The sequence below is a fragment of the Actinoallomurus sp. NBC_01490 genome, from assembly GCF_036227085.1.
GTDB lineage: Bacteria > Actinomycetota > Actinomycetes > Streptosporangiales > Streptosporangiaceae > Actinoallomurus > Actinoallomurus oryzae.
Map to the genome: position 1 here is coordinate 7943805 of NZ_CP109433.1, position 22446 is coordinate 7966250.

17 protein-coding genes and 2 riboswitches are annotated in these 22446 nt (G+C 73.1%); of the genes, 13 read left to right on the forward strand and 4 right to left on the reverse strand.

What is annotated here, in order from left to right; translation table 11 throughout:
• The first annotated feature begins 5 nt into the window (after positions 1 to 5).
• The 9 genes from OG417_RS36605 to OG417_RS36645 all read left to right on the forward strand — a co-directional run bounded on the left by OG417_RS36605 (position 6) and on the right by OG417_RS36645 (position 13431).
• Entirely contained in the window at positions 6 to 2735 is a 2730-nt protein-coding gene (locus OG417_RS36605) for a hypothetical protein (RefSeq protein WP_329238873.1), read from the forward strand.
• 67 nt (positions 2736 to 2802) lie between these two features.
• Complete coding sequence (locus tag OG417_RS36610; RefSeq protein WP_329238876.1) at positions 2803 to 3951, forward strand: TRAFAC clade GTPase domain-containing protein; 1149 nt, start codon at positions 2803 to 2805, stop codon at positions 3949 to 3951.
• A complete protein-coding gene (locus OG417_RS36615; protein WP_329238879.1) occupies positions 3951 to 6224 on the forward strand; it encodes a GAP1-N2 domain-containing protein in 2274 nt (757 codons plus the stop codon). Before OG417_RS36610 ends, OG417_RS36615 begins: the two co-directional genes overlap by 1 nt.
• Positions 6225 to 6228: 4 nt before the next feature.
• Positions 6229 to 7932, forward strand: coding sequence for a TRAFAC clade GTPase domain-containing protein (locus tag OG417_RS36620; protein WP_329238882.1), 1704 nt, complete (start codon positions 6229 to 6231; stop codon positions 7930 to 7932).
• Positions 7933 to 7976: 44 nt separating this feature from the next.
• Positions 7977 to 8906 carry an NADP-dependent oxidoreductase gene (locus OG417_RS36625; protein ID WP_329238885.1) on the forward strand — a complete coding sequence of 310 codons (930 nt, stop codon included), beginning with the start codon at positions 7977 to 7979 and terminating at the stop codon, positions 8904 to 8906.
• A 507-nt stretch (positions 8907 to 9413) separates the two neighbouring features.
• A riboswitch (cyclic di-AMP (ydaO/yuaA leader) is annotated at positions 9414 to 9562 on the forward strand.
• Positions 9561 to 10523, forward strand: coding sequence for a CHAP domain-containing protein (locus tag OG417_RS36630; protein WP_329238888.1), 963 nt, complete (start codon positions 9561 to 9563; stop codon positions 10521 to 10523). It overlaps the preceding riboswitch by 2 nt.
• Before the next feature lie 340 nt (positions 10524 to 10863).
• On the forward strand, positions 10864 to 11619 hold the full coding sequence (locus OG417_RS36635) for an SDR family NAD(P)-dependent oxidoreductase (RefSeq protein WP_329238891.1): 756 nt from the start codon (positions 10864 to 10866) through the stop codon (positions 11617 to 11619).
• 31 nt (positions 11620 to 11650) lie between these two features.
• On the forward strand, positions 11651 to 12019 hold the full coding sequence (locus OG417_RS36640; RefSeq protein WP_329238894.1) for a MerR family transcriptional regulator: 369 nt from the start codon (positions 11651 to 11653) through the stop codon (positions 12017 to 12019).
• A gap of 243 nt (positions 12020 to 12262) precedes the next feature.
• Positions 12263 to 12418: riboswitch (cyclic di-AMP (ydaO/yuaA leader) on the forward strand.
• A gap of 11 nt (positions 12419 to 12429) precedes the next feature.
• The gene (locus OG417_RS36645) at positions 12430 to 13431 is read left to right on the forward strand and encodes a C40 family peptidase (protein WP_329238896.1); all 1002 of its coding nucleotides are present in this window, start codon (positions 12430 to 12432) and stop codon (positions 13429 to 13431) included.
• A 92-nt stretch (positions 13432 to 13523) separates the two neighbouring features.
• Here OG417_RS36645 and OG417_RS36650 read toward each other — a convergent pair whose 3' ends face one another.
• Positions 13524 to 14855 (reverse strand): class II 3-deoxy-7-phosphoheptulonate synthase, encoded by a 1332-nt coding sequence (locus tag OG417_RS36650; protein WP_425550911.1) that lies wholly within the window; start codon positions 14853 to 14855, stop codon positions 13524 to 13526.
• A 168-nt stretch (positions 14856 to 15023) separates the two neighbouring features.
• Between OG417_RS36650 and OG417_RS36655 the strand changes: the two genes are divergently transcribed.
• The 3 genes from OG417_RS36655 to OG417_RS36665 all read left to right on the forward strand — a co-directional run bounded on the left by OG417_RS36655 (position 15024) and on the right by OG417_RS36665 (position 19073).
• The gene (locus tag OG417_RS36655; protein WP_329238902.1) at positions 15024 to 15710 is read left to right on the forward strand and encodes a pyridoxine/pyridoxamine 5'-phosphate oxidase; all 687 of its coding nucleotides are present in this window, start codon (positions 15024 to 15026) and stop codon (positions 15708 to 15710) included.
• Between the two features lie 124 nt (positions 15711 to 15834).
• Positions 15835 to 17163: a tetratricopeptide repeat protein gene (locus tag OG417_RS36660; protein ID WP_329238906.1), complete on the forward strand. Its 1329-nt coding sequence runs from the start codon at positions 15835 to 15837 to the stop codon at positions 17161 to 17163.
• Between the two features lie 164 nt (positions 17164 to 17327).
• Positions 17328 to 19073 (forward strand): substrate-binding domain-containing protein, encoded by a 1746-nt coding sequence (locus tag OG417_RS36665; RefSeq protein ID WP_329238909.1) that lies wholly within the window; start codon positions 17328 to 17330, stop codon positions 19071 to 19073.
• 9 nt (positions 19074 to 19082) lie between these two features.
• On the opposite strand, the gene OG417_RS36670 is transcribed toward OG417_RS36665, so the two are convergent.
• Complete coding sequence (locus OG417_RS36670; RefSeq protein WP_329238912.1) at positions 19083 to 20207, reverse strand: DegT/DnrJ/EryC1/StrS family aminotransferase; 1125 nt, start codon at positions 20205 to 20207, stop codon at positions 19083 to 19085.
• 100 nt (positions 20208 to 20307) lie between these two features.
• Between OG417_RS36670 and OG417_RS36675 the strand changes: the two genes are divergently transcribed.
• Positions 20308 to 21045: a M50 family metallopeptidase gene (locus OG417_RS36675; RefSeq protein ID WP_329238915.1), complete on the forward strand. Its 738-nt coding sequence runs from the start codon at positions 20308 to 20310 to the stop codon at positions 21043 to 21045.
• Positions 21046 to 21048: 3 nt separating this feature from the next.
• Here the strand turns inward: OG417_RS36675 and OG417_RS36680 are convergent, their stop codons facing one another.
• Together OG417_RS36680 and OG417_RS36685 are read right to left on the reverse strand one after the other, a co-directional pair.
• The gene (locus tag OG417_RS36680) at positions 21049 to 21669 is read right to left on the reverse strand and encodes a COG4315 family predicted lipoprotein (protein ID WP_329238918.1); all 621 of its coding nucleotides are present in this window, start codon (positions 21667 to 21669) and stop codon (positions 21049 to 21051) included.
• Between the two features lie 121 nt (positions 21670 to 21790).
• Positions 21791 to 22372 carry a COG4315 family predicted lipoprotein gene (locus OG417_RS36685; protein ID WP_329238920.1) on the reverse strand — a complete coding sequence of 194 codons (582 nt, stop codon included), beginning with the start codon at positions 22370 to 22372 and terminating at the stop codon, positions 21791 to 21793.
• Positions 22373 to 22446: the final 74 nt, after the last annotated feature.

Below are 22446 nucleotides of genomic sequence, written 5' to 3' on the forward strand. Positions count from 1 at the left end.
CTCACATGGTCTTTGACGAGCAGCGCTATGTCCGAGAGGTGCTGGAGCCCGCCAGGGCGGCCGGCAACCAGCCGCCCGACGACCTGCGTGTCCGTTATGCCCTGGTCGAGCCGCTCAACTGCCGAGAGGTGGCCGAGAGCGTCAAGCGGGTGCGGATGTGCTGGCGCAAGTCACGCGGGCAGTTGCGCTTCCGCCGGCTCATCGACCGTCTCGAGGGCGACCATCTGAGGCTCGCGCCGCTGTTCGAGCGGGCCGCGCTCGGCGACCTGGCGCCCCTGCGCGCCGAGCTCACCACGACCGCCGACCGGGCCGGCCGGCGCCGTGCCGAGTTGCGCACGCGGCTGCTCGACGCCGCCGGGGAGATGAAGACGCTCGCCCCCGGCGACCTGCGCGAGATCGGCGGCGAGGCGGCCGAGCTGGCCCGCGAGGCCGGCATCGAGATCCGCGAGCCCGACGTGCTGCCCGCCGCGCCCCCGTACGCCGGCTATCCGCGCGCCCGCGACGCGCTCGACGCCCTCGGCATGCGCCACCTGCGCGAGTTCGTCACCGGTGAGGCGCGGGCCGGCCGGGTCCTCGGTCCGGTGCCGGACCTGCGGCCGGCCATCCGGCGCGTGAGCGAGCAGTGGAGCCGCCGCCCGCACGACGGCAACCGCACCAACGCCGACACCGTACTCGTGGCGCTCAAGCGGGCCGGAGCGGCGAGCCGACGAGCGAGCGGAGTGGGCGGTGAGGAACGAGCCGCCCGCGTAGCGAGTGAGGAGGCGAGCGCGACCAGCGAACACGCGGCGAGCCGACGAGCGAGCGGAGTGGGCGGTGAGGAACGAGCCGCCCGCGGAGCGAGTGAGGAGGCGAGCGCGACCAGCGAACACGCGGCGAGCGGGACTGACGAACACGACGCCGTCGCCGAGCTCGTCCTGTACGACGTGGTGGCGCGGCTGCGCGAGCGGCACCAGCAGCGCGCCTCCGAGGGCGCGCTGCTCCGGTTCGCCACCGACGGCCTGGGCGTGGACGTGGACGACGCGCGGCGGCTCGTGTTCTCGGTCATCCGGGAGGGCGGCGTGGCCGGCGGCCTGGCCGCGCGGCTGCGGGACCTCATCGACGCCGGGGAGATCCACGCCGCAGCCGAGCTGGCGTCGGTGGCCGGGCCGGCCGAGCTGACCGGCGACGCGGAGCTGCTGGCCGCCGAGGCGCGGCGCCGCATCTCCTCCGCGACGGCCCTGCGCCAGGAGGCCGCCGCCCTCGTCCTCACCGATCCGGACGAGGCGTGGCTGCGGCTCGCCGACGCGCTGCGGCTCGTCGGCGACCTGCCGGGCGCCGCCGACCTGCAGGCCGGGCTGCCGCCGCGCGCGCCCGGGCGGCTGGAGGCGGTGGTCGAGGGCGCCGAGGTCACGCTGTCGTGGCCGCCGAGCCCGTCGCGGGTCGGCGAGATCGGCTACGTCGTCACCCGCTGCCTCGGCCGTGTCCCCCGGCACCCCGGTGACGGCGAGACGCTGCCCTCCGGCGGCGGCTTCGCCCGCGACCCGGCGCCGCCGCTCAACGCACCTCTCTTCTATGCCGCGTTCGCGGTGCGCGGCACGGCGGCGTCGGCGCCCGCCGTGGCCGGTCCGCTGCACGTACGCCCCGAGCCCGCCGACGTGTTCGTCCGGGCCGCCGACGGCGTGGTCGCCGGGCGCTTCACCGCGCCGCCCGAGGCGGTCCGCGTGCTGGTCACCCGCGACGGCACGCCCGTCCCGGCCGAGCGGAACGGCTTCCGCGACGAGACGGTGATCAACGGCACCACCTACCACTACCGGGTCGCCGCCGCCTATCTCAGCGCCGACGGCCACGAGACCATCACCCCCGGCGTGCACGTCGCGGCGACGCCCGCCGCCCGGCCCGACCCGGTCGGCGACCTCAACGTCGAGCAGGACCCCGCCGGGCACCTCGTCGTCACCTATGACGAGCCGCGGCACGGTCAGGTGGAGATGGTCGCGATGCCCGGCCCGCCGCCGTGGCCGGCCGGCACGACGCTCGCCGTCGAGGAGGTGCACCGCGCCGGACGCGTCCTGCGCACCGCGCCGGTCCCGGGCGGCGTGGCGCTGCACACCGGCCCCGGCGTCCTCCTCGCCGTGTCGGTGAGCGGCGACGTCGCGACGATCGGCGCTCACCGCGAGCACGTGAACCTCACGCCGCCGCGCGAGCTGATCGCCGAACGCCGCGGCGAGATGATCATCTTGGGCTTCGACTGGCCGGCGGACGTCACCGAGGCCGAGGTCCGCTGGCGCTGCGGCGACGGCGAGGAGCGACGCCTGCCGGTCGGCCGCGCCGGGTACGACGCCCACGGCGGCGTCCGTCTCCCCTCGCCGGGCGGCGAGGCGGTGACCATCGAGGTCGCCGCCGCCGCGACGGCGTACGGCCGCCGCGTCACCGGCGTACCGGTCCGCACCGTGGTGCCCGGCCGCACGATCGTCGGGTACGACCTGCGGCGGTCCCATCTGCGCGGCCCGCTGGTCGTGACGCTCACCGCCGCGGCGCCGGCCCGGCTGCGGCGGCTGGTGCTGGTCGCCCGTTCGGGTCCGATGCCGCAGCGTCCGGCGGATGGGGAGACGGTGATGAGCTGGGACGACGTCGAGGTCCCGGCACGCCTGTCGGCCGGGCTGCCGCGGCTGAGCCGCCCGTACTGGCTCCGCTGCTTCGCCGAAGATCCCGCGGTCGAACTCCGCGACCCTCCGGTCCGCCGCCTGAAGGTGGGTTGATGCCGTCCCGTTCCCGCTCCGCTCCTCCGGCCGCGCCCGCACACCCGACACGGGTGGGGGTGCGCTGATGCCGTCGATCACGTGTCCGTACTGCTTCGCCCGGCTGGCGCGCGAACGGATCGGGTTCCGCTGCGCCGGCAGTCCCGGACGCGGTCCCGGCTGTGCGCCGCGGCTGGACGAGAAGCTCGCCGCCTACACCGGCTCGGCCGCGTCCGCCTCGCTGCCGCCGGTCTTCGACCCGCCGCCGGCGGCGCGGCGGCTCGGGCGCGGGCTGCCACGCCGGGCGGCCTGTCCCGAGTGCGGGCAGGACACCGCCCGCCGTGTCTGTCCCGAGTGCCACAACCCGCTGCCCGGGGCGTACTGCGAGACGCCCGGAAAGATCGTCGCGCTCGTCGGGGCGAAGAACTCCGGCAAGAGCACCTACATCGCCGTGCTGCTGCACGAGCTGTCGCACCGCATCGGGGCCGAGCTGGGCACCGCGCTCGTGGCCTGCGACGACCGCACCATCGAACGCTACAAGCGTGACTTCCACCGCCCGCTGTTCGGCGACCGGCGGCTGCTGCCCGCCACGGCGAGCGCGGTGACCACCCCGCGCGACCCGCTCGTCTACCTGCTCACCCGCACCCGCCGGCGGCGCCTGCGGCAGCAGGACATGTCGCTGACCCTGGTGCTGTTCGACACGGCCGGCGAGGACCTCCGCAGCCGCGACGTGGCCGACCTGCACCTGCGCTACCTCGCGGCGGCCGACGCGATCATCTTCCTGGTCGACCCGCTGGAGCTGAAGGCGGGCGGCGGCGACCCCGACGCCGAGCCGATCAACGTCATCGCCCGGGTCACCGAGCTGCTGCACACCGGGCGCGACCTCCCCCACGGCCGGCGCCTGCCCGTACCGGCCGCGGTCGCCCTCACCAAGATCGACGCACTGCCGCTCGACGGCGCGCTCCACCGGAACCGCACCGCGACGGCCGCGCTCGACCTGAACGACCGCGAGGCGGTGCACGAGCAGGTACGCGCGCTGCTGTACGACTGGCAGGCCGGTGCGCTGGACCGCTACCTGAGCCATGAGTACGCCGAGTACGGCCTGTTCGGCGTCTCGGCGCTCGGCGGCGTCCCCCGCGAGGGCGCGGTGGGCACGGGCGGCATCCGGCCCTACCGGGTCGAGGACCCGCTGCTCTGGCTGTTGCACCGGTTCGGGATGCTCGACGGGGCCCGCTGATGGCCTGGGACCTGCGGTACACCTCGGTGGAGTCCGGACCGACCGGCAGATCCGGTTTCCAGTTCGTCGCCACGACTCCGGGCACGCCGCCGGACGTCGTCCGCGCCGTCACGCCGTACATGAGCTACCGGCCGCCGCCGTCCGCGCCGTCCGCGCCCGCGCCGGAGGAGCTCGCCGCCCTCCCGGTCGCCTTCGCGTACGGGCGGGAGGGCGACCACGCGGTGCTGGCGCGGTGCCGCTACACCGGCCGCGACTACTCGGGCCGGTACGGCAACTTCTCCGGGCACGCCGTGGTGGCGGCACCGCACGAGCTGGAGGGGCTGCGGCCGATCGAGCTGTGGGAGTCGCCGGTGTGGGACGGCCCGCCCGAGGCGGCACCGGACCTGGTCCCCGGCACGGCCTTCGACCCCGACTCCCTCGTCGCCTGGCTGCGGCGTGAGGACGCCCACGACCGGCTGGCCGCCCTGCTCGACGCGGTGACGGCCGCCCTGGCCGGCGGGCACGGGCGGGTCGTGCTGGTCGCCGATGACGCGGGGCTCGTCGCGCGCTGGATCGCGCTGGTGTCCTACTCCCTGCCGGCGGCGCTGGCCGCCCACCTGTCGTTCATCACCTACACCGCCGACCCGGAGTCGGCGCCGCAGCTGGTCGTGGGCACGGTGCCGGAGGCGTGGCCGCGCGGGGGCTTCCGTCTCGGCGAGCCCGTGCCCGGCGACGGCGAACGCCCCGGCCGCTTCTCCCGGGTGATCGCGGACTGCTGGCGTACGGGCGACCTGGACGGCATCGACGCCGTCGGCGAGCTGCTGATGTCCGGTGCGGGGGAAGCGGACGACGTCGCCTCGCCGGGCGTGGACCTGACCGGACGGCTCCGAGCCGGGACCTCGCCGGCCGGCGAGCGGGCCGCCACCGCACCGGTGGGCGTGGTGGAGCCGCCGCGCGGCTTCCCGGCCGGTGGCCTCCCCGTGCTCGCGTCGGCCGACGGGGCGACGACGCTGCTCGCGCTCTGCCGCGGAGAGACGTCGGTGTCCGCCGCCGAAGAGTCGGCCGCCGCCGCGCTCGTCCGGTGCGGCGGGGCGCCGTCCTGGCTGTGGCCGGCGCTGGCGCCGGCCCTGCCGACTCTCGGGTTCGAGCTCGCCGCCGCGCTCGCACACGTGGCGCCGGAGATCGCCGAGCGTTGCGTGCTGCTGGCCCTGGCCGATCCGTCGCTGCGCGAACGCCTGCCCGTGCTCCGGCTCCGCGACGGCCTGCCCGCGCGCTTCCGCGCCGCGCTCGCCGAAGCGCCGGGGCTGGACGCGCTGGCCGACGTCGTCCGGCTCGCCGACCAGGTCGGCGGCCGGATCACCGGCGATGACGTGACCGCGACCGCCGCGGCGTGCGCGCGGCGCGGCGCGGGCGACATCGCCGCCGCCGTACGCGCGACGCCCGGCGTCTGGCGTGCCGCTCTGGTCGGCGGCGTCCTGTCGGGTCTCGAACGCGCCGAGTCCGGCACCCGCCGGGCGATGCTCACGCCGGACGCCCGCGCGGCCCTCGGCGAGCGCGACTGGACCCGCGCGCCTCGTACCGGCGGGCTGATCCTGTCCGCGCGCGCCGACCGGCACGAGGCCACCACCCGCCTGATCGAGCTGGAGCCGTACGGGCTGCCGGAGATCGAGGAGCTGCTCGGCGCGCTGTGGGACGCTCCGCCCTCGCCCGGCGAGTGCGAACGCCTCGTCGAGCGGCTCGGGCCGTCGATGGCCCGGTTCGCCGTGCTCCGGGACCTGCCACGGCGGGTCTTCGAATCCGCGCCGCTCGACGCGGCGGAGACCGTACGCCTCGCCGAGCTGATCCGCGACCGGCTGCCCGAGCTGGCCGGTCCGGCCCGGATCGTGCTGGCGCACCGCGAGGCGCTGCGGGCGGGGACCGAGCCGGAGATGGCCCGCGTCCTCGGCCGGATGGACGCCGGCGACCCCCTGACCGACCGGGTGTGCGCGAGCGTGGCCGGGGCGCTCACCGCGCGGCCGGCGCGGTCGCGCGCCGAGGTGCTGGCCGCGGCCACCGACGCCGTACGCCGGGAGCTCACCGGCCACTGGCTCGACGCCGGTCCCGACCGGGACGACCGGGTGGACCTCGCCGAGATCGAGGTGCGCCTGCACCGGGCGCGGACGCCGGTCCCCCGGCTCACGGCGTGGGGCGACGGGCTCGGGCGGTTCGCCCGGCGGCACGTCGAGTCGGCGCTCACCGACCGCGACCCGGCGCTCGCGTCGGCGTGGCGCGCGCTGCGGCGACGGGGAGCGTGACGCCGTGCCGGTCGTGTACGTGCTGGTCGTCATCGTGTGGCTCGGCCTGGTCGCGGCCGAGTGCGTGTTCGTCCTGCCGGTCGCGCTCGCGCTCGCCCTGCTCGCCGGGTTCGGCCTGGGGCTCGGCCGGTTCTTCACCGTCGCCTGGCGTGCCCTCACCGCCACCGACGTGGACGGCCCGTCGCCGGTCCGGCGCCCCGCGCCCGGGCCGCCCGACCCCGCCTACCCGCACTACCTGCTGGTCCAGGTGTGGCGCGACATCGCGGCCCTCGAACGCCGCACCCTGCCCTGGTGCGTCACTCAGGCCCGGTGGGCGGCCGCCACGCTGACCGAGACGCTTCTGAAGCCGCCCCAGGGGCTCGCGCTGTTCCCGCTGTGGTTCGGGCTGTGCGCCGGCATGGCGCTGTCCGTCGTGCCGCTCGCCGTCGCGGTGCTGGCGTTCGCCCTGGCCACGGCGGTGATGGCGGCGGCCGGGCTGGTCGTCTGGTCGGTGTGCGTGGCGGTGCTCGGCGCGGTCGAACGCGTCTGGATGGCCTACCGCCGGATCCTGCTGGCCTGCCCGCACGCGGGCTGCTACCAGCGGTTCGCGCTGCCGGAGTACTCCTGCCCCCGCTGCGACGAACGCCACTCCCGGCTCGTGCCGAACCGCCTCGGCGCGTTCCGGCACGTCTGCCGCTGCGGCGCGCGGCTGCCCACGACGATCCTGCTGGGGCGGTTCCGCCTCGGGGCGTACTGTCCGCACTGCCACCGGCGACTGCCCGGCCGGATCGGACGGGCGCGGGTCGAGCCGCTGCCGTTCGTCGGCGGTCCCGCGGCCGGCAAGACGACGCTGATGTTCCTCGCCGTACGCGCGCTGCGCGCGAGCGCCGCCGGCGCCGGGGGCCGCGCGGAGTTCGTCGAGGCGCGCGACGCGCGGGCGTACGCCGGGGCGGTGGCCGAACTCGACCGCGGCGGACGCCTCGCCAAGACCGGCCCCGAGCTGCCCGTGGCGACCATGCTCGACCTGACGCTGCCGGCCGCGCACCGGATCCTCTACCTGTTCGACCCGGCCGGCGAGCTGCACACGGGCGCGACGCGGGTCGAGCGGCTGCGCTACCTCGACCACGGCGAGGCGCTGCTGTTCGTCATCGACCCGTTCGCCCTGCCGGAGCTGCGGGCCGCGCTCACCACGGACGAACGCCGCCTCGTGGAGCAGACGACCGCGACCTCCGACGAGGACCCCTCCGACACCCTGCAGCGGCTGCTGGCCGAGCTGCGGTCGCGCGCCGACCAGGGCCGGCAGCGGCGCATCGCGGTGGTGGTCACCAAGGCCGACGTGCTGCGCCGCACGGCGGTCGGCGCGAGTCTCGGCGGCGACACGCGCGGCTGGCTGGAGGGGCTCGGCCTCGGCAACACGATCCGTACGCTCGAGCGCACCGCCGCGGAGGTCCGCTACTTCGCGTCCGGCCTGGACATCCCGCCCACCGCGCTGGCCGAGCTGTTCGGCTGGGCGGCCGGGCTGCCGCTGGGCGGCCGGGTCGACCCGGGGTTCGACGACCGGCCGGCAGCGGACGAGCTGCGCGAGCCCTGGCCGGTGGCGGGCCGCCCGCCCTCGCTGGTGCCGTACGGGCACCAGGCGGGGCGCAGCGCGCTGTTCGCCGCGCTGACCGTGCTGGGGCCGCTGATCATGATCGTTCTCGGCCTGTCCGTGTACACGCGGTTTCGCTGAGCCGCCGGTGGTGAATTCCCGCGTCGTGGGGTAACGGTGACGGTGTGAAAGCCATCGTGATGAACCAATACGGCGGTCCCGACGTGCTCAAGCTCGCCGAGGACGCGCCGGAGCCGAAGGTCGGGCCCGACTTCGTCCTCGTACGCGTCAAGGCGGCGGGGGTGAACCCGGTGGACTGGAAGATCCGCGAGGGCCGCCTCGACGGACTCTTCCCGACGGACTTCCCGGTCGTCCCGGGCTGGGACCTGGCGGGCGTGGTCGAACGCGTCGGGCCGGCCGTCAGCGAGTTCTCACCGGGCGACGAGGTCATCGGCTACGTGCGCGAGGACCACGTGGGCCGCGGCACGTACGCCGAGCTGGTGTCCGCACCGGTGCGCACGCTCGGCCGCAAGCCGGCGCGGCTGTCGTGGGCCGAGGCGGGCGGCCTGCCGCTCGCGGGCCTGACGGCGTACCAGGCGCTCGTCAAGGCGCTGGGGGTGAACGAGGACGACACGGTGCTCATCCACGCGGCGAGCGGCGGTGTCGGGTCGTTCGCCGTGCAGATCGCGCTGGCGCGGGGCGCCCGGGTCATCGGCACGGCCGGCCCGCGCAACCACGACCATCTGCGGTCGCTCGGCGCCGAGCCGGTGGCGTACGGGCCGGGGCTCGCCGATGAGGTGCGCCGGCTCGCCCCGGGCGGCGTCTCGGCGGCGCTCGACCTGGTGGGCGGCGAGGCCCTCGAGGTGACGCCGAAGCTGCTGACCGGCAAGGGCCGGTGGGCGTCGATCGTGGACCCGTCGGTGACCGAACGCGGCGGGCGATACGTATTCGTCCGCCCGGACCCGACGGATCTGGCGGCGCTGGCGCGGCTCGTCGACGACGGCCGCCTGACGGTCCCGGTGGCGAAGACGTTCCCGCTCGCGGAGGCCGCGGAGGCCCAGCGCCTGAGCGCGGAGGGACACACGCGCGGCAAGATCGTGCTGACCGTGGACTGAGGTGCCGGCGGCGTTTCGCGTCCGGCTCCGGTCCTCTCCTGGCGGGCCGGAGCCGGGCGCTTCCCCGCCGCTCGCCCACAGCCGGGTATGGCGATTGCTGACTTTCTGCTTCCTCTGTTGGAAGTTTTTTCACAACGACGCAACACATCCGATTCGTCGCATCTTGTGGCGTTCTGTCGCGCTTCATCCGGGCGCCTGCGGCCCGCCGGGATGAACTGCCGCATCTCCCGACAAAGCCGGTCGACTCGGTCCAGCGAGCACCACCCTGGCGTGGGTTCGGTCACTACGCTGCGCGCCGGGCCTCATTGGCGCCGCGATTGGCTACTCTTCCATTCCCGCAGATGAGAGCCACAATTCCGCCGTTGCGCGACGATCAACCCCAGGACTTGGTTACAGTGGGTAAGTAGTTCGCTCCATACTTTCCGCTCCGAACGCGTTGCCGTTGTCGCGACACTTCAGATACATTGCGCCGTAATCGGGCTGTGACTTACCTCCACCCGGGAGGTGACAGACCGACCGCCGAATCCGGCTGCACCCCCAGTGCAGCAGGAGCCGGGGACCCACGTAGTCCCTTGGGGTGAATCCGTCTCGCACGGTAGGGCTCCTCCTGGCCCGAACCCGTCAGCTAACCCGGTAGGCGGCGTTAGGGGAGACATGGATCCGATAGGTCACAAACTGCTGCAGGTCGCCAAGGGCCAGCTCGGCTATCACGAGAAGGCCAGCGGGTACACCAAGTACGGCGACTGGTACGGCAAGCACGTCGGCAAGGACCCCGTCTTCAAGGACGCGGCCTGGTGTGACATGTTCCTCGCCTGGGCGGCGGACAAGGCCGGAGTCAAGGACTGGACCGGCGAGTTCGCCTCCACGCCGGACCACGCGAAGTGGTTCAAGAAGCACCACGCGTGGGGTCACCACCCCGAGCCGGGCGCCATCGTCTTCTTCTCGTGGAACGGCGGGAAGAGCATCGGCGACATCGAGCACGTGGGCATCGTCGAGTCGGTCCACGGCCACACGCTGCACACCATCGAGGCCAACCACAACGACCAACTCGGCCGCGCCACCCGCGACGTCAGCCAGGTCGTCGGGTACGGCTACCCGTCGAAGGTGAAGGTCAAGGCGGCCCCGGCCGAGCAGAAGTACGTCCCTAAGCACTCGGCGCCGCCGCCGGCCGCCAAGGAGATCGGTCAGCAGCCGGCCACCCCCATGCACGAGACGCAGACGACGGCCCAGCACGACTCCGCGCCGCCGCTGCCCGACCAGCAGGCCGCCCTCACCGGGCTGCTGGCCGTCGTGGTGTTCGGCACGGTGACGCTGGCGCTGAGCAAGGCGAAGGTCCGCGTGCCGGTGCCGACCCCGAACGTCCGCGTCCGCAAGCGCGGCAAGCACCACCGCACGCCGGTCGAGATGCCCGCCGACATGAGCGTGGCCGACCTGGACGCCGCGGACGCCGGTACGGCGGTCATGCCCGTCCTGTCCGCGGAGGCCGCCGCGCTGGCCGAGGACAAGGAGTTCTGGGGCAAGATCACCGAGCTGGAGGAGGACGTCGAGCTGGCGTTCTGGAACACCCTCCACGCCGCGGTCTCCCAGCCCAGCTCCGAAGAGTCGCTCAACGTCTGAGAGCGGGCTCTGAAGCCCGAGCCGGCCCTCCCCGCCCGTGGGAGGGCCCTCGGTCATCGCCCGGGCCCTCTTCTCCGAGCCCCGGCACTGCCGCTTTCCCCGGTCCCGCACCGAGCCGGACGTCCGATCTCAACGGTCGGCTCGGCACGTGGACCCGTTGCAGGCCGACCCTGCCCCTGGAGCGCGATCTCGCGCTCGGTCGGCCTGCGCCGGCGGCCTCCCCGTCTCCGCCTGTTCTCCCTCGCGCGCTTGACCCTGACGCCGGGGTCAACGTTTAGCGTCGTCGCGACACCGCCCGGCACGGCCGAGCGGACCCAGAGACGACAAGGACGGGCAGGATATGACGAAGACGTCACTCCACGGTCAGAGCGTGATCGTGACCGGTGGCGGCACCGGGATCGGCCGGGCAACGGCGCATCAGTTCGCACGTGAGGGTGCCCAGGTGCTCGTCGTGGGCCGAAACGCGGAGAACCTCGACCGGACCGCCGAAGGACGACCCGGCATCCGTACGTTCGCCGCCGACGTCGCGGCACCCGAGGCGCCCGCCCGGATCGTGACCGCTGCGGTCGAGGCGTTCGGGCGGCTTGACGTCCTGGTGAACAACGCCGCCATCACCCGGCCGGCGCCGCTCGGCACGATCGACCGGGACGTCGCGCGGCAGCAGCTCGACACGAACCTCATCGGCCCGCTGATGCTCACTCAGGCCGCCCTGCCCCGGCTGGAGGACGGAGGCGGCACGATCGTCAACATCACCGCCAACGGCCCAGGGCGCGCCTTCCCGGGCAACTCCGTCTACGGGTCCACGAAAGTGGCCCTGGACTTCCTGACCCACACCTGGGCCGTCGAGCTGTCTCCTCGGAACATCCGGGTCGTCTCGGTCGCTCCTGGGATCACGCAGACACCCGTGCTGACGCACGCCGGGTTCACCCCTGAGGAGATCGCCGCGAGCCGCGACGAGATGCTCGCCCGCGTCCCGCTCGGGCGCCCCGCACGGCCCGAGGAGATCGCCTGGTGGATCGTGAACGTCGCGCGCCCCGAGGCCGGCTACCTGACCGGTTCGGTGATCCGCGTCGACGGCGGGATCAACATCGCATGAGGGGCGTTCACCCGAAAGGTAATCTCCGACCGTGTTGATCGGCGAACTGGCCCGGGAGGCGGGAACCACCGTCCGTGCCCTGCGCTACTACGAACAACAGGGCCTGCTACACCCCCGGCGTACGGCGAACCGGTACCGGGACTACGGTGAGAACTCCATCCTGCGGGTCCGCAACATCCGGCTGCTGCTCTCGCTCGGCTTCACCGCCGAGGACCTCCACGCGTTCCTGCCCTGCCTCGACCAGGACATCGAGGCGAACCGGTGCCCGGGGAGCGCTTCGGTCATCGCGGGCAAGCTCGCCGAGCTCGAGGAGAAGATCACCGCGCTGGCCGAGATACGGGACCGTCTGAGCGTGTTCCTCGACCGCGTCAACGGCGGTTGCGACAGGGACGGGCTCTGACTGTACGCCGCCCGCACGGGCCGCCGGGGCGTTCGCCGAGAGATCGGTGTACATCCCGCCTTTCGCGGCCGGGCTTCGCTTTGCACTAGGCGGAAAGGGCCAGAGCGGCATCACCCACAGTGACCATCCTTGAAGACGCCAGGCCATCTCCGCATGTTCCGGTTGGCCATCACGTCACGGTCCGTTAATGTCCCACGGTGTCACCGGCCGGTTCCCGGCCGGACCGCCGAGTCGCCTCGCGCGCAAGCCAGCGCGCCGGGCGAGCCGGGGACCCACTCACGGAGCGCCTCACGGGACTCTCTCCCATCGCGCTCGGTCCCGGGGTGAATCCGTAACCGGTAGGGCTTCTCCTTGGCCCGAACCCGTCAGCTAACCCGGTAGGCGGCCCAGGAGAAATGAGGAGCACCTGAATGGAGCCTTCGCGAACCGCGAAAGCGCATCATAGGCCGCACCGCAGCCGCAACACCGTGGTCGCCGGCATTCTTCTCACCGGCGGACTGATCCTGCCGTCGCCGTCGGCCGAGGCGAAACCGGCACCCCGGATCGACGCGCTCCGGCAGCAGGCCGACCAGCTGAACACCCAGCTCGAACAGCTCACCGAGCAGTACGACGGGCTGCGCGTCCGGCTTCGGCAGGCCCAGCGCGCCAGCACGATCGCCAAGGCGACCTCGCAGCGCGAGACCAAGGCCCTCAAGGCCATCCAGCAGCGTGTGGGCCGGCTGGCCGCGCTGCGCTACATGCACAGCGCGCCCGACGAGGCGCCGGCGCTGTTCTCCGCCAAAGACCCGCAGGCGCTGCTGGACCAGGCCGCGACCCTGCACTTCTTCACCCAGCAGGACGACACCCAGGTCCGCCAGCTCACCCAGGCGATCCAGAACGCCGAGCGTGCCTGGCAGAACGCCCGTGACCGGGCTTCACGGTCGGCGCTGCTCAAGACGCAGCTCGCGCAGAAGAAGGCGACGATCGGCAAGACGCTCGACAAGCTGCGCAGGCCGCTGCTCAAGGACGCCGTCGAGCGTGCCGAGCGCGGCGAGAGCGTGCCGGAGATCCCGGGCGGGTCCACCAAGGCCATCGGCGCCGTACGCGCGGCGCTCACGCAGCTGGGCGTCCCGTACGTCTGGGGCGGCGCCACGCCCGGGAAGGGGTTCGACTGCTCCGGCCTGACCATGTGGGCGTACAAGCAGGTCGGGGTGAACCTCCCGCACTACGGCGGCGACCAGTGGAACGCCGGCGTCCACGTCTCACGGAGCCAGCTCCAGCCCGGCGACCTGGTGTTCTTCTACTCCGACATCCACCACATGGGGATGTACCTGGGAGACGGGAAGTTCATCCACGCGCCCCACACCGGCGATCACGTACGGGTCGCCGACCTGGCCACCCGCCCGTTCGCCGGAGCCGTGCGCATCGTCTGATCGACGTAAGCGCCGTCTTGAGAGACGTACGCATCGCCTGACCGGCGCACGCGCCGTATGAGTCGAGGGGCCCCGGGCGCGGGGCCCCTCGCTCACTTCGTCGTGCGGTACATCTCCGCGACCATGAACGCCAGGTCGAGCGCCTGGCTGCGGTTGAGGCGCGGGTCGCAGGCGGTCTCGTACCGCTGGTGAAGGTCGTCTTCGACGATCTCGTGGCCGCCACCCACGCACTCGGTGACGTCGTCGCCGGTGAACTCCAGGTGGACGCCGCCCGGGTGGGTGCCCAGCGACCGGTGGACGTCGAAGAAGCCCTCCACCTCGGCCACGACGTCGTCGAACCGGCGGGTCTTGTAGCCGCTCTCCGCCTCGAACGTGTTGCCGTGCATCGGGTCGCAGATCCACGCGACCTGCGCCCCGCTCGCGGTGACCTTCTCCACCAGCGGCGGCAGCGCCTCGCGTACGCGGCCGGCGCCCATGCGGATCACGAACGTCAGGCGGCCCGGCTCGCGCTCGGGGTCGAGCTTGTCGATGAGCGCCAGGGCGTCCTCGGCGCTGGTCGTCGGGCCGAGCTTGACCCCGATCGGGTTGCGGATGCGCCGCATGAACTCCACGTGCGCGCCGTCGAGCTGCCGGGTGCGCTCGCCGATCCACAGGAAGTGCCCGGACACGTCGTACGGCAGGCCGGAGCGCGAGTCGATGCGGGTCAGCGCCCGCTCGTAGTCGAGGATCAGCGCCTCGTGGCTGGAGTAGAGCTGGACGCGGTGGAACTCCTCCGGGTCGGCGCCGGCCGCGTGCATGAACGCCAGCGCCCGGTCGATCTCGCCCGCGAGCCGCTCGTAGCGGCGCCCGGCCGGGCTGTTCGCCACGAAGTCCTGGTTCCACGCGTGGACCTGGCGCAGGTCGGCGTACCCGCCCTGGGTGAAGGCGCGGCAGAGGTTCAACGTCACCGCGGCGGCGTGGTAGGCCCGCAGCAGGCGTCCCGGGTCCGGCGTGCGGTCCTCGGCGGTGAAGCCGAAGCCGTTGACCATGTCGCCGCGGTACGCGGGAAGCTCGACGCCGTCCCGGACCTCGACCGGCTTCGACCGCGGCTTGGCGAACTGGCCCGCCATCCGGCCGATCTTCACGACCGGCACGCTCGCGGCGTACGTCAGGACCACCGACATCTGGAGCAGGGTCTTGAGCTTGTTGCGCACGTCGTCGGCGGTGGCGCCGGAGAACGTCTCCGCGCAGTCGCCGCCCTGCAGCACGAACGCCTCGCCCCGCGCCACGGCGGCGAGCTGCGCGCGGAGCTGGTCGCACTCGCCCGCGAACACGAGCGGCGGAAGCTTGGCGAGCTGGTCGGCGACGACGCGCACCTGAGCGGGGTCGGGCCAGTCGGGCTGCTGGGCCGCGGGAAGATCGCGCCAGGAGTCAAGGAGGTCCACGGGCACCTAGGGTATCGACCATTACGCCATGCCCGGGCAGCCGGCCGCCCACGACGCGGCGCCCTTGCCCGGTCTTGGGGAGACCCATACGTTCCAGGCCGCCGTCCCGGCCCCTCGGTAGGGTCGAGGGCGACTTACAGCCGGGGACAGCGACGGTCAGGGGGCACGATGGGCGCAAGTGACGATCTCGGGCAAGCCGGGAGTGTGCGTGAGTGGCTGCGGGGTCTGGAGGTGTTCGCCGGCCCGCTGGCGGACTTCGATCCCGCCGGCGCCCCGGCCGAGCCGGTCGAGCTGTTCCTCGGCTGGCTGACAGAGGCGGTCGAGGCCGGTGTGCCCGATGCGCACGCCATGACGCTGTCGACCGTCGGCGAGGACGGCGGCCCCGACGCCCGGGTTCTCATCCTCAAGAACGTGGACGCCGACGGCTGGCAGTTCGCGGTGCACGCCGGCAGTCCCAAGGGCCGTCAGCTGGCGGATCTGCCCCGCGCGGCGCTCACCTTCTACTGGCCCCCGCAAGGCCGCCAGGTACGGGTGCGGGGCACCGTGGAGCCCGCGTCTCCCGAGCAGAGTGCCGCCGATCTGCTGGCCCGTGCGCCCTCCGCCCGCGCCGAGGCGCTGCTGGGCCGGCAGAGCAGCCATCTGGAGAGCGCCGGAGAGCGCGACCGCGCCTTCCGCGCGGCGCTGGCCCGGATCGAGTCGGACCCCGCCCTGATCAGCACGGAGTGGACGCTCTACACCCTCGTTCCGATCGCGATCGAGTTCTGGCAGGCCGACAAGGACCGCGTTCACACCCGGCTGCGTTACGAACGCCCCGATCGTCACAGCCCATGGGAACGCCACATGTTGTGGCCGTAGTTTCCTTCCCGCCGGTCCGGTTTCGGGCCGGATCGCAGTTGATCGCCTTCATCACGGGCGCGGCCCGCGTCTGCGATGATGGGCCGACTCCCCGCAGACAGCCGACGACGCATGAGGTTCTGACATGAGCACCACCAGCCGCGCCTACGACATCTGGCTCCGTAAGCCGGAAGAGGCCCAGCAGCTCCTGGAGTCGAAGCGGGCCGATCTCGAAGGCGACGGGCTGTCGCTGCTGTCGTGGCTCGTCCTCACCAACGAGCGCGACGACCGGAAGACCGAGCAGATCGCCAACGCGGCCATCGCGGCGGGCGGCGACACCCGTTTCGCGACCGCCGCGCTCGCCGAGGTGTACAAGTGGCGGGGCGACTACAACCGCGCCGCGGACATCGTCCGCGCGGCGCGCGAGAAGTACCCCACCATCCCCTGGTACGCCCTGACGCTGGCCGACATCCTCAAGGACGGCGGCCGCATCGACGAGGCCGAGGCGCTCCTCGAGTCGGTCGTGAACGACTCCCAGCTGCGCCGCCACGCGCTCAAGCGCCTGTCGAAGTGGGCGGTGGACCGGGGCGACAAGCCCCGCGCCCTGAAGTACCAGACCGACCTGATCGCACTGGCGCCCGACTACCTGGTCTACGCGTCGGACTACACCCTGCTGGCCCACCTGCGGCTCGAGGCGGGCGACCCCGCGGGCGCGCGGGACGTCCTCCAGCGCGGGGCGTCCATCTACGCGGGCAACATGCAGATCAGGGAGATGCTGCACCAGCACTTCGGCGAGACCGCCCCGGCCAAGCCGCCGACGGTGGCGCCGGTCGACGAGCGGACCGTCGGCGCCCGCCGCATCCCCATCAAGACCAGGATGATCACACTGCGCTCCGGCATCCTCCCGGTGATCCAGGAGGCCACCGCCGGGCAGCTGCGTCCCGACGACATCCTCGCGCTCTCCGAGAGCCCCGCCTCGGCGGGCCAGGGCCGGATGATCCCGCTGGAGATGATCACGCCGGAGGGCATGGCCAAGCAGCTCAGCAAGTTCGTCGGCAAGATCGGGCCGCTGCACAGCCCGGCCGGCATGCAGGGCGCGATCATGGAGGCCGGGCGCGCGAAGGTCCTGCTCGGCGCCGCCGCGGGCGCGGCCGGCAAGCTCGTCGGCAAGCGCGGCTGGTTCTACCGCGTCGCCGGGCCGGGCGCCGCGATGATCGACGACGTGGCCGCCGCCCTGCCGCCGCACGACCACCACCTCCTCTTCGGCCCCGGCCGTCCGGACAAGCTGTCGGAGGATCTCGCCGCGGCCCTCGGCTGCCACGTCTGCGTCGTCGACGCCAACAACCTGACCGGCGCGTGGGTCGTCGGCGCGTCGGCGGGCGTCGACCGCAAGTGGGTGGAGAAGGTCCTGTCGGACAACCCCGCCGGCAACGAGGACGAGCAGACCCCCATCGTGGTGATCCGCAAGATCTGAACGCGCGTCGGCGGGCCCGGGAACGCCCAGGCCCGCCGACCGCCGGAGTGCACGCACATTCCGGGCGCGTGAAGGGCCGGTGAACTCTCCGTGCCACCCCGCCGGATCGGGCCGGCGCGAGCCTACGATCTCCTGATCGCGGGGCGGGCGGGGAGGCGGGATTCATGGGCGGCGTGCTCACGATGGCTCAGGCGATCGCCGAGCTCATCGCCCAGCGCCAGGAGAACCTCTTCATCGGCGTCCTCATCATCGTGCTGGTGACCACGCCCATCGCCGACCGCTACTTCATCCGGCGCCGGCGGATCGACTACCGGGTGCTCTACAACTCCAAGATCGGCTTGAACCCGGTCGCGCTGCGCGACGACGCCTCCGGCCCGTCCGACCCGGACGACCCGAGGGACCCACGCCGGCGCCTGAGCCTGTACGCCGACCTGCTCGACCGGATGAGCATCGTGATCGTCCGGGTGCGTAACACCGGCGGGTACGACATCGAGCCCGGCGACTTCGGCACGGCGATGTCGTTCACGTTCGGCAAGCGCGTCATCTGGGACGCGCGGATCTCCGACGCCTCGAGCGACGAGCTGCGCAGGAACATCCGGGACGGGATGGAGTTCTTCTCCCAGGCGCCGGGAGACGGTGTGCAGGCCGCCGACGACGACAAGGGCATCAGGGCGGTCCGCCGGCTGCTCGGGGACCGGCTCCGGCCCATCCTGCTCGGTCCCGCGCCGTCCGGCCCGGACAAGGCCGCCGCCCCGGAGTGGCACGGCGTGCGGCTGCCCGAGCTCGCGCTGCGCCGGCGGGAGAAGTTCAAGCTCGTCGTGGTCCTGCACGAGCCGGGGGCCCCGGCGGACCGGGCGGGCCAGAGAAAGATCACCAAGGACTTCGCCGTCCGCGGGGCCATTCACAGCGGCGTGGTCAAGAACGAGAAGGACCGCCGCCGGATCAGCTGGCCGCGCGCCGCGTTCGCGCTCGGCGCCCTTCTCGCGGTCGTCCTGGTCTTCAACGTCGTGGGCGCCTCACTCGGGTCCTCCCCCGGACCGGCGGTGCGGTGCGCGAGCGGTCACCTGCGGCTGGAGGGGTCCAGCGCCTTCTCCGAGCCGCTCGGCTTCATCGCCGGCGAGTACACGAAGGCCTGTCACTCGGCCGCGATCGACCTGCGGCTCACCGGCAGCCGGGCCGGCATGCACGACCTGATCGACGGAGGCGCACCGGCGCCGGACGGGCTCGCCGTGCTCAACGACGGCCCGAACACCACCGGGCCGGCCGCCGACCTGCGGACGCACCCGGTCGCCGTGATCGTCTACGGCGTCATCGTGTCGGACTCGACCGGCGTCACCGATCTGCGCGCCGACCAGATCAGGGACATCTTCAGCGGTCGTTTCCACTGGTGGGACCAGCTTGGCGGCCGACATGTGCCGATTCGCATCGTCGGCCGCGACGGTGAGTCCGGCACCCGCCAGATCCTCCAGGACAAGCTGCTGCTCGGGCGTTCGGAGGGCGCGGCGTCCTCGACCGAGTGCGCCGAGCAGAGCCCACCCCCGCACGCCGCGACCATCCGGTGCGAGTTGCGCACGACGGGCGAAGTGATCGACAAGGTCGCCACCACGCCCGGCGCGATCGGCTACGCGGACGCGCCGACGGCCAAGACCGAGGCCGCGCGGCGGCAGACCTTCCACGTCGTGACCCTCGGCGGCAGGCTGCCGGAGGCCACGAGCATCGCGCAGGGCTATCCGTTCTGGACCGTGGAGTACCTCTACACCGCGGGCGATCCGGCACCGGGCTCGCTGCTGCGCCGCTTCATCGACTACCTGGGCGGCGCCGGTGCCCGGGCCGAGCTGAGCGTCCGCGGCTACCCGCCGTGCGTCGACCGGAACGGCGACCGCAATCCCCTGTGCGCGATCCCGCCCTGAGCCCGCCGGTCAGCGGTGGGCGGCGATGACGGCCTCGCGCGCCGCGCGGGCCACCTGTTCGACGTGCCACTCGCTCAGGCCCTGGTGGACCGGGAGCGCGAGCATCTGGTGACGCAGCGGCTCGAGCTCGGCGAAGCGCGCACGGTCGAGCAGCGGATGGGCCACCGGCCAGATCTCGATCGAGCGTACGCCGCGTTTTTGCAGCTCGGCGATGGTGCGGTCGCGCTCGGGCACGCGTACGGGGAAGTAGAGCGGCGCGACGCCGTCGGGCAGCCCGCGGAACCGGTCGAGGCAGATGTCGGGCAGGGCGTTCAGCAGGATCTGGTAGTTGCGGCGGCGCAGCTCGCGGATGCGCTGGCCGTCGGCGCCGTGCACCGCCCACTCGGTCATGCGGGAGGGCTTGGACGCGGCGTTCTCCATGTCGGCGACCTCGAGGTCCCACTCGCCGATGACGACCTCGGTGAGCGTGCCCGCCTGGACCGCCTGCTCGGTCTTGCTGACCTTGCGGAAGACCTTGGTGGCGGGGGCGCGCAGCACGCCGGCGCGCGACTGGGCCGCCCAGCCCATGCCCTGAGAGGCGATCGAGCGCGCCATGCCCTTCCACGGCGGCCGGCCGGTCGCCTCGATGGACCCGCCCCGGATGAGCACCGCGCCGCCGTCGGGCACGCCCAGCGACTTGCGCGGGCAGAAGATGGCCGCGTCGCCGCGTGAGCCGATCGCCCCGCCGCCGTCGTAGGAGAACAGCGCGTGCGCGGCGTCCTCGATGACCCGGGTGCCGGGCGGCAGCGACGGCATCGGGAAGCCGTAGTAGGAGATGAGGTAGGTGGCATGGCACTGCCGGGCCACCCGCATCAGGTCCTCCTCGTCGACCTGCAGCGTCGGGAAGACCCGGTAGAAGAGGACCTCACAGCCGGCGAGCCGGGCCGCCTCGACCTCCGAGCCGCAGTGGTAGGCGGGCATCGCGATGCGGGTGCCGGCACCCAGGCCGAGCGCCTTCAGCGCCAGCCAGATGGCGCCGCGCCCCAGGTGAGTGAGGGTGAGCCCGTCTCTGTCGAACGGGAAGAGCCGAGACCGCCGCGTCACCAGGGAGGCCGGCTCGAGTGGCGGATAAACGCTCATCAACGGGTCGCTCATAGTGGCAACACCTTACTGGCCGACTTGAGCCAAGATATGGGTTCGCCCGCCGGAGAAACTTCACGGCGGCCCGGCACGTCGTACCGGTCAGAGGTGATGCATGGACCTGTCCACACTCGGCGACGTCTGGCACGACGTCATGGGCACACAGCCGCACCCCCCGTGGTGGCTGGTCACGCTGACGGGCGTGGCCGCGCTCGGGGCGGTGTCGGTCCGTTCGGTGTGGCACGTGCTGCGCAACGTCGTGACCATCGCGCACGAAGGCGGGCACGCGCTCGCCGCGCTCGTCACCGGCCGGCAGCTGCACAGCATCCGGCTCCACTCCGACACCTCGGGCGTGACCGTCTCCAGCGGCAAGCCGTACGGCGCCGGCATGATCGTCACGGCGTTCGCCGGCTACGTCACGCCGCCGCTGCTCGGCCTCGGCGCGGCCGGGCTGCTCGCGACCGGGCACATCACGGCCATGCTCTGGGCCGGCATCGTCCTGCTGGCCGCGATCCTCCTGCTGATCCGCAACGTGTACGGGGTGGTGTCCGTCGTCACGACCGGCGCGGTGATCTTCGCGGTGTCCTGGTTCGCGTCGCCGACCGTGCAGGCGGCGTTCGCGTACGCGTTCACCTGGTTCCTGCTGCTCGCGGGCGCGCGCCCGGTGGTGGAGCTGCAGACCAAGCGCGCGCGGGGCCGCGCGCCCGACTCCGACGCCGACCAGCTGGCCCGGCTCACCGGCATGCCGGGCCTGATGTGGGTGTTCGGCTTCGGGATCGTCGCCGTCATCGCGCTGGTGGCGGGCGGCGCCTGGCTGCTGCCGGACTCCCTGCCGCAGCTGCCGAACTGGTAGCCGTCACTTCACCGGCCGGCCCCGTTCGGCGTCGACGATGTACCAGGTCGTGCCGTACGCGCTGATGCCCTGGCCGTTGATGTCGCCGGGCCCGACGTCGCGCGCCGAGTAGTACAGCGGCCAGCCGTTGTACTCCACCTGGGTCGGGCCGTCGGTCCGGCCGATCGTGCCGAGCCAGGCCGAGTTCACCCCGGGCCCGGCGTTGACCTGGCCGTTGGTGAACAGCGGCGGCCAGTCCTTCGTGCAGGCGCCGGTGCAGTGGGACTCGAAGTCGGCGTTGTCCTTGGCGGCCACGTAGATCGTCTTGCCGCGACCGTCCTCGAGGATCCTGCCGTACCGCGTCTGCCTCGACCGGATCTCCAGCGGACCGGCGCCGGGCGGCGCGGACGAGACCGGCGGGGCGGACGAGACGGGCGGCGGCGTCTCGCCGGACGGCGCCGGCCGAGGCTCCGGCGACTCGGCCGGCGGGGACGCCGACTCCGGCGCCGGCGACTCCGGAGCGGCCGACGACGGCCCGCCGTACCCGCCCGAGACGGGTACGGCCCGGTGTCCCCCGCCGCAGCCCGATGCGAGCAGGCCGAGTCCGACGGCCAGCGCCCAGGCGGCCCTGACTGCCTTGCGCATGAAAGTCCGTTCCTCGACGTGAACGTGGACAGTGGGCGGTGAGCGCGGGGCCGACGGTCGCCGTGGCGGCGCCGCCCACGGGCGTGGCCGCCACCGGCGAGACGCGCGGCCCGCGCCGCGGCTACTTCTTCTCGATCTTTTCGCCCTTGGTCGCGTCCACGACGTACCACTTGGCGCCGAAGGCCTCGACACCCTGGCCGTTCATGTCACCGGGCTTGGTGTCCTTGGCGAAGCGGTAGAGCGGATGGTTGTTGTAGGTGACCTGCTTGGTGCCGTCGGTCCGGTCCGTCGTGCCGAGCTTGGTCGCGTCGACGCCCTGGCCCGCCGTGGCCTTCTCGGTGGTGAGGACCGGCGGCCACTGCGTCGCGCACTCGCCGGTGCAGGACGACTTGCCGTCCTTGTCCTTCTCGAACAGGTAGAGCGTCATGCCCTTGTCGTCCACCAGGATCTTGCCGAGGCTGGTGTCCTTGGCGTTGATCGTCACCGGCCCGGGCGCGGGTGACGTCGTCGCCCCGGGCGACTCGGTCGAGGTCGGCGGAGAGGACTCGGGTGACTCCGTCGCCGGTGGGGACTCCATTCCGGGCGAGGTGGGCTGGGCGAGGCCGCCGGACGACGGCACGGCCTTGTGTTTGTCGCCGCACCCCGCCGTCAGCAAGCCGAGGCTGGTGGCCAGCACGCAGGCGGCCATGACTCCCTTGCGCATTACTGTCGCTCCTTTCACACGGTGACGTGGAAGGCACCAGCAGGCGTCCGGCGTGGTGCGCCGTCACGCCCCGC

Bases quoted from the DNA above. Each gene is read 5' to 3' on its own strand.
- OG417_RS36645 (WP_329238896.1), top strand. From the start codon at position 12,430: ATGGAGCCTTCGCGAACCGCGAAAGCGCATCATAGGCCGCACCGCAGC.
- OG417_RS36680 (WP_329238918.1), bottom strand. From the start codon at position 21,669: ATGCGCAAGGCAGTCAGGGCCGCCTGGGCGCTGGCCGTCGGACTCGGC.
- OG417_RS36630 (WP_329238888.1), top strand. From the start codon at position 9,561: ATGGATCCGATAGGTCACAAACTGCTGCAGGTCGCCAAGGGCCAGCTC.
- OG417_RS36665 (WP_329238909.1), top strand. From the start codon at position 17,328: ATGGGCGGCGTGCTCACGATGGCTCAGGCGATCGCCGAGCTCATCGCC.
- OG417_RS36670 (WP_329238912.1), bottom strand. From the start codon at position 20,207: ATGAGCGACCCGTTGATGAGCGTTTATCCGCCACTCGAGCCGGCCTCC.
- OG417_RS36685 (WP_329238920.1), bottom strand. From the start codon at position 22,372: ATGCGCAAGGGAGTCATGGCCGCCTGCGTGCTGGCCACCAGCCTCGGC.
- OG417_RS36635 (WP_329238891.1), top strand. From the start codon at position 10,864: ATGACGAAGACGTCACTCCACGGTCAGAGCGTGATCGTGACCGGTGGC.
- OG417_RS36610 (WP_329238876.1), top strand. From the start codon at position 2,803: ATGCCGTCGATCACGTGTCCGTACTGCTTCGCCCGGCTGGCGCGCGAA.
- OG417_RS36660 (WP_329238906.1), top strand. From the start codon at position 15,835: ATGAGCACCACCAGCCGCGCCTACGACATCTGGCTCCGTAAGCCGGAA.
- OG417_RS36605 (WP_329238873.1), top strand. From the start codon at position 6: ATGGTCTTTGACGAGCAGCGCTATGTCCGAGAGGTGCTGGAGCCCGCC.
- OG417_RS36675 (WP_329238915.1), top strand. From the start codon at position 20,308: ATGGACCTGTCCACACTCGGCGACGTCTGGCACGACGTCATGGGCACA.
- OG417_RS36655 (WP_329238902.1), top strand. From the start codon at position 15,024: ATGGGCGCAAGTGACGATCTCGGGCAAGCCGGGAGTGTGCGTGAGTGG.
- OG417_RS36615 (WP_329238879.1), top strand. From the start codon at position 3,951: ATGGCCTGGGACCTGCGGTACACCTCGGTGGAGTCCGGACCGACCGGC.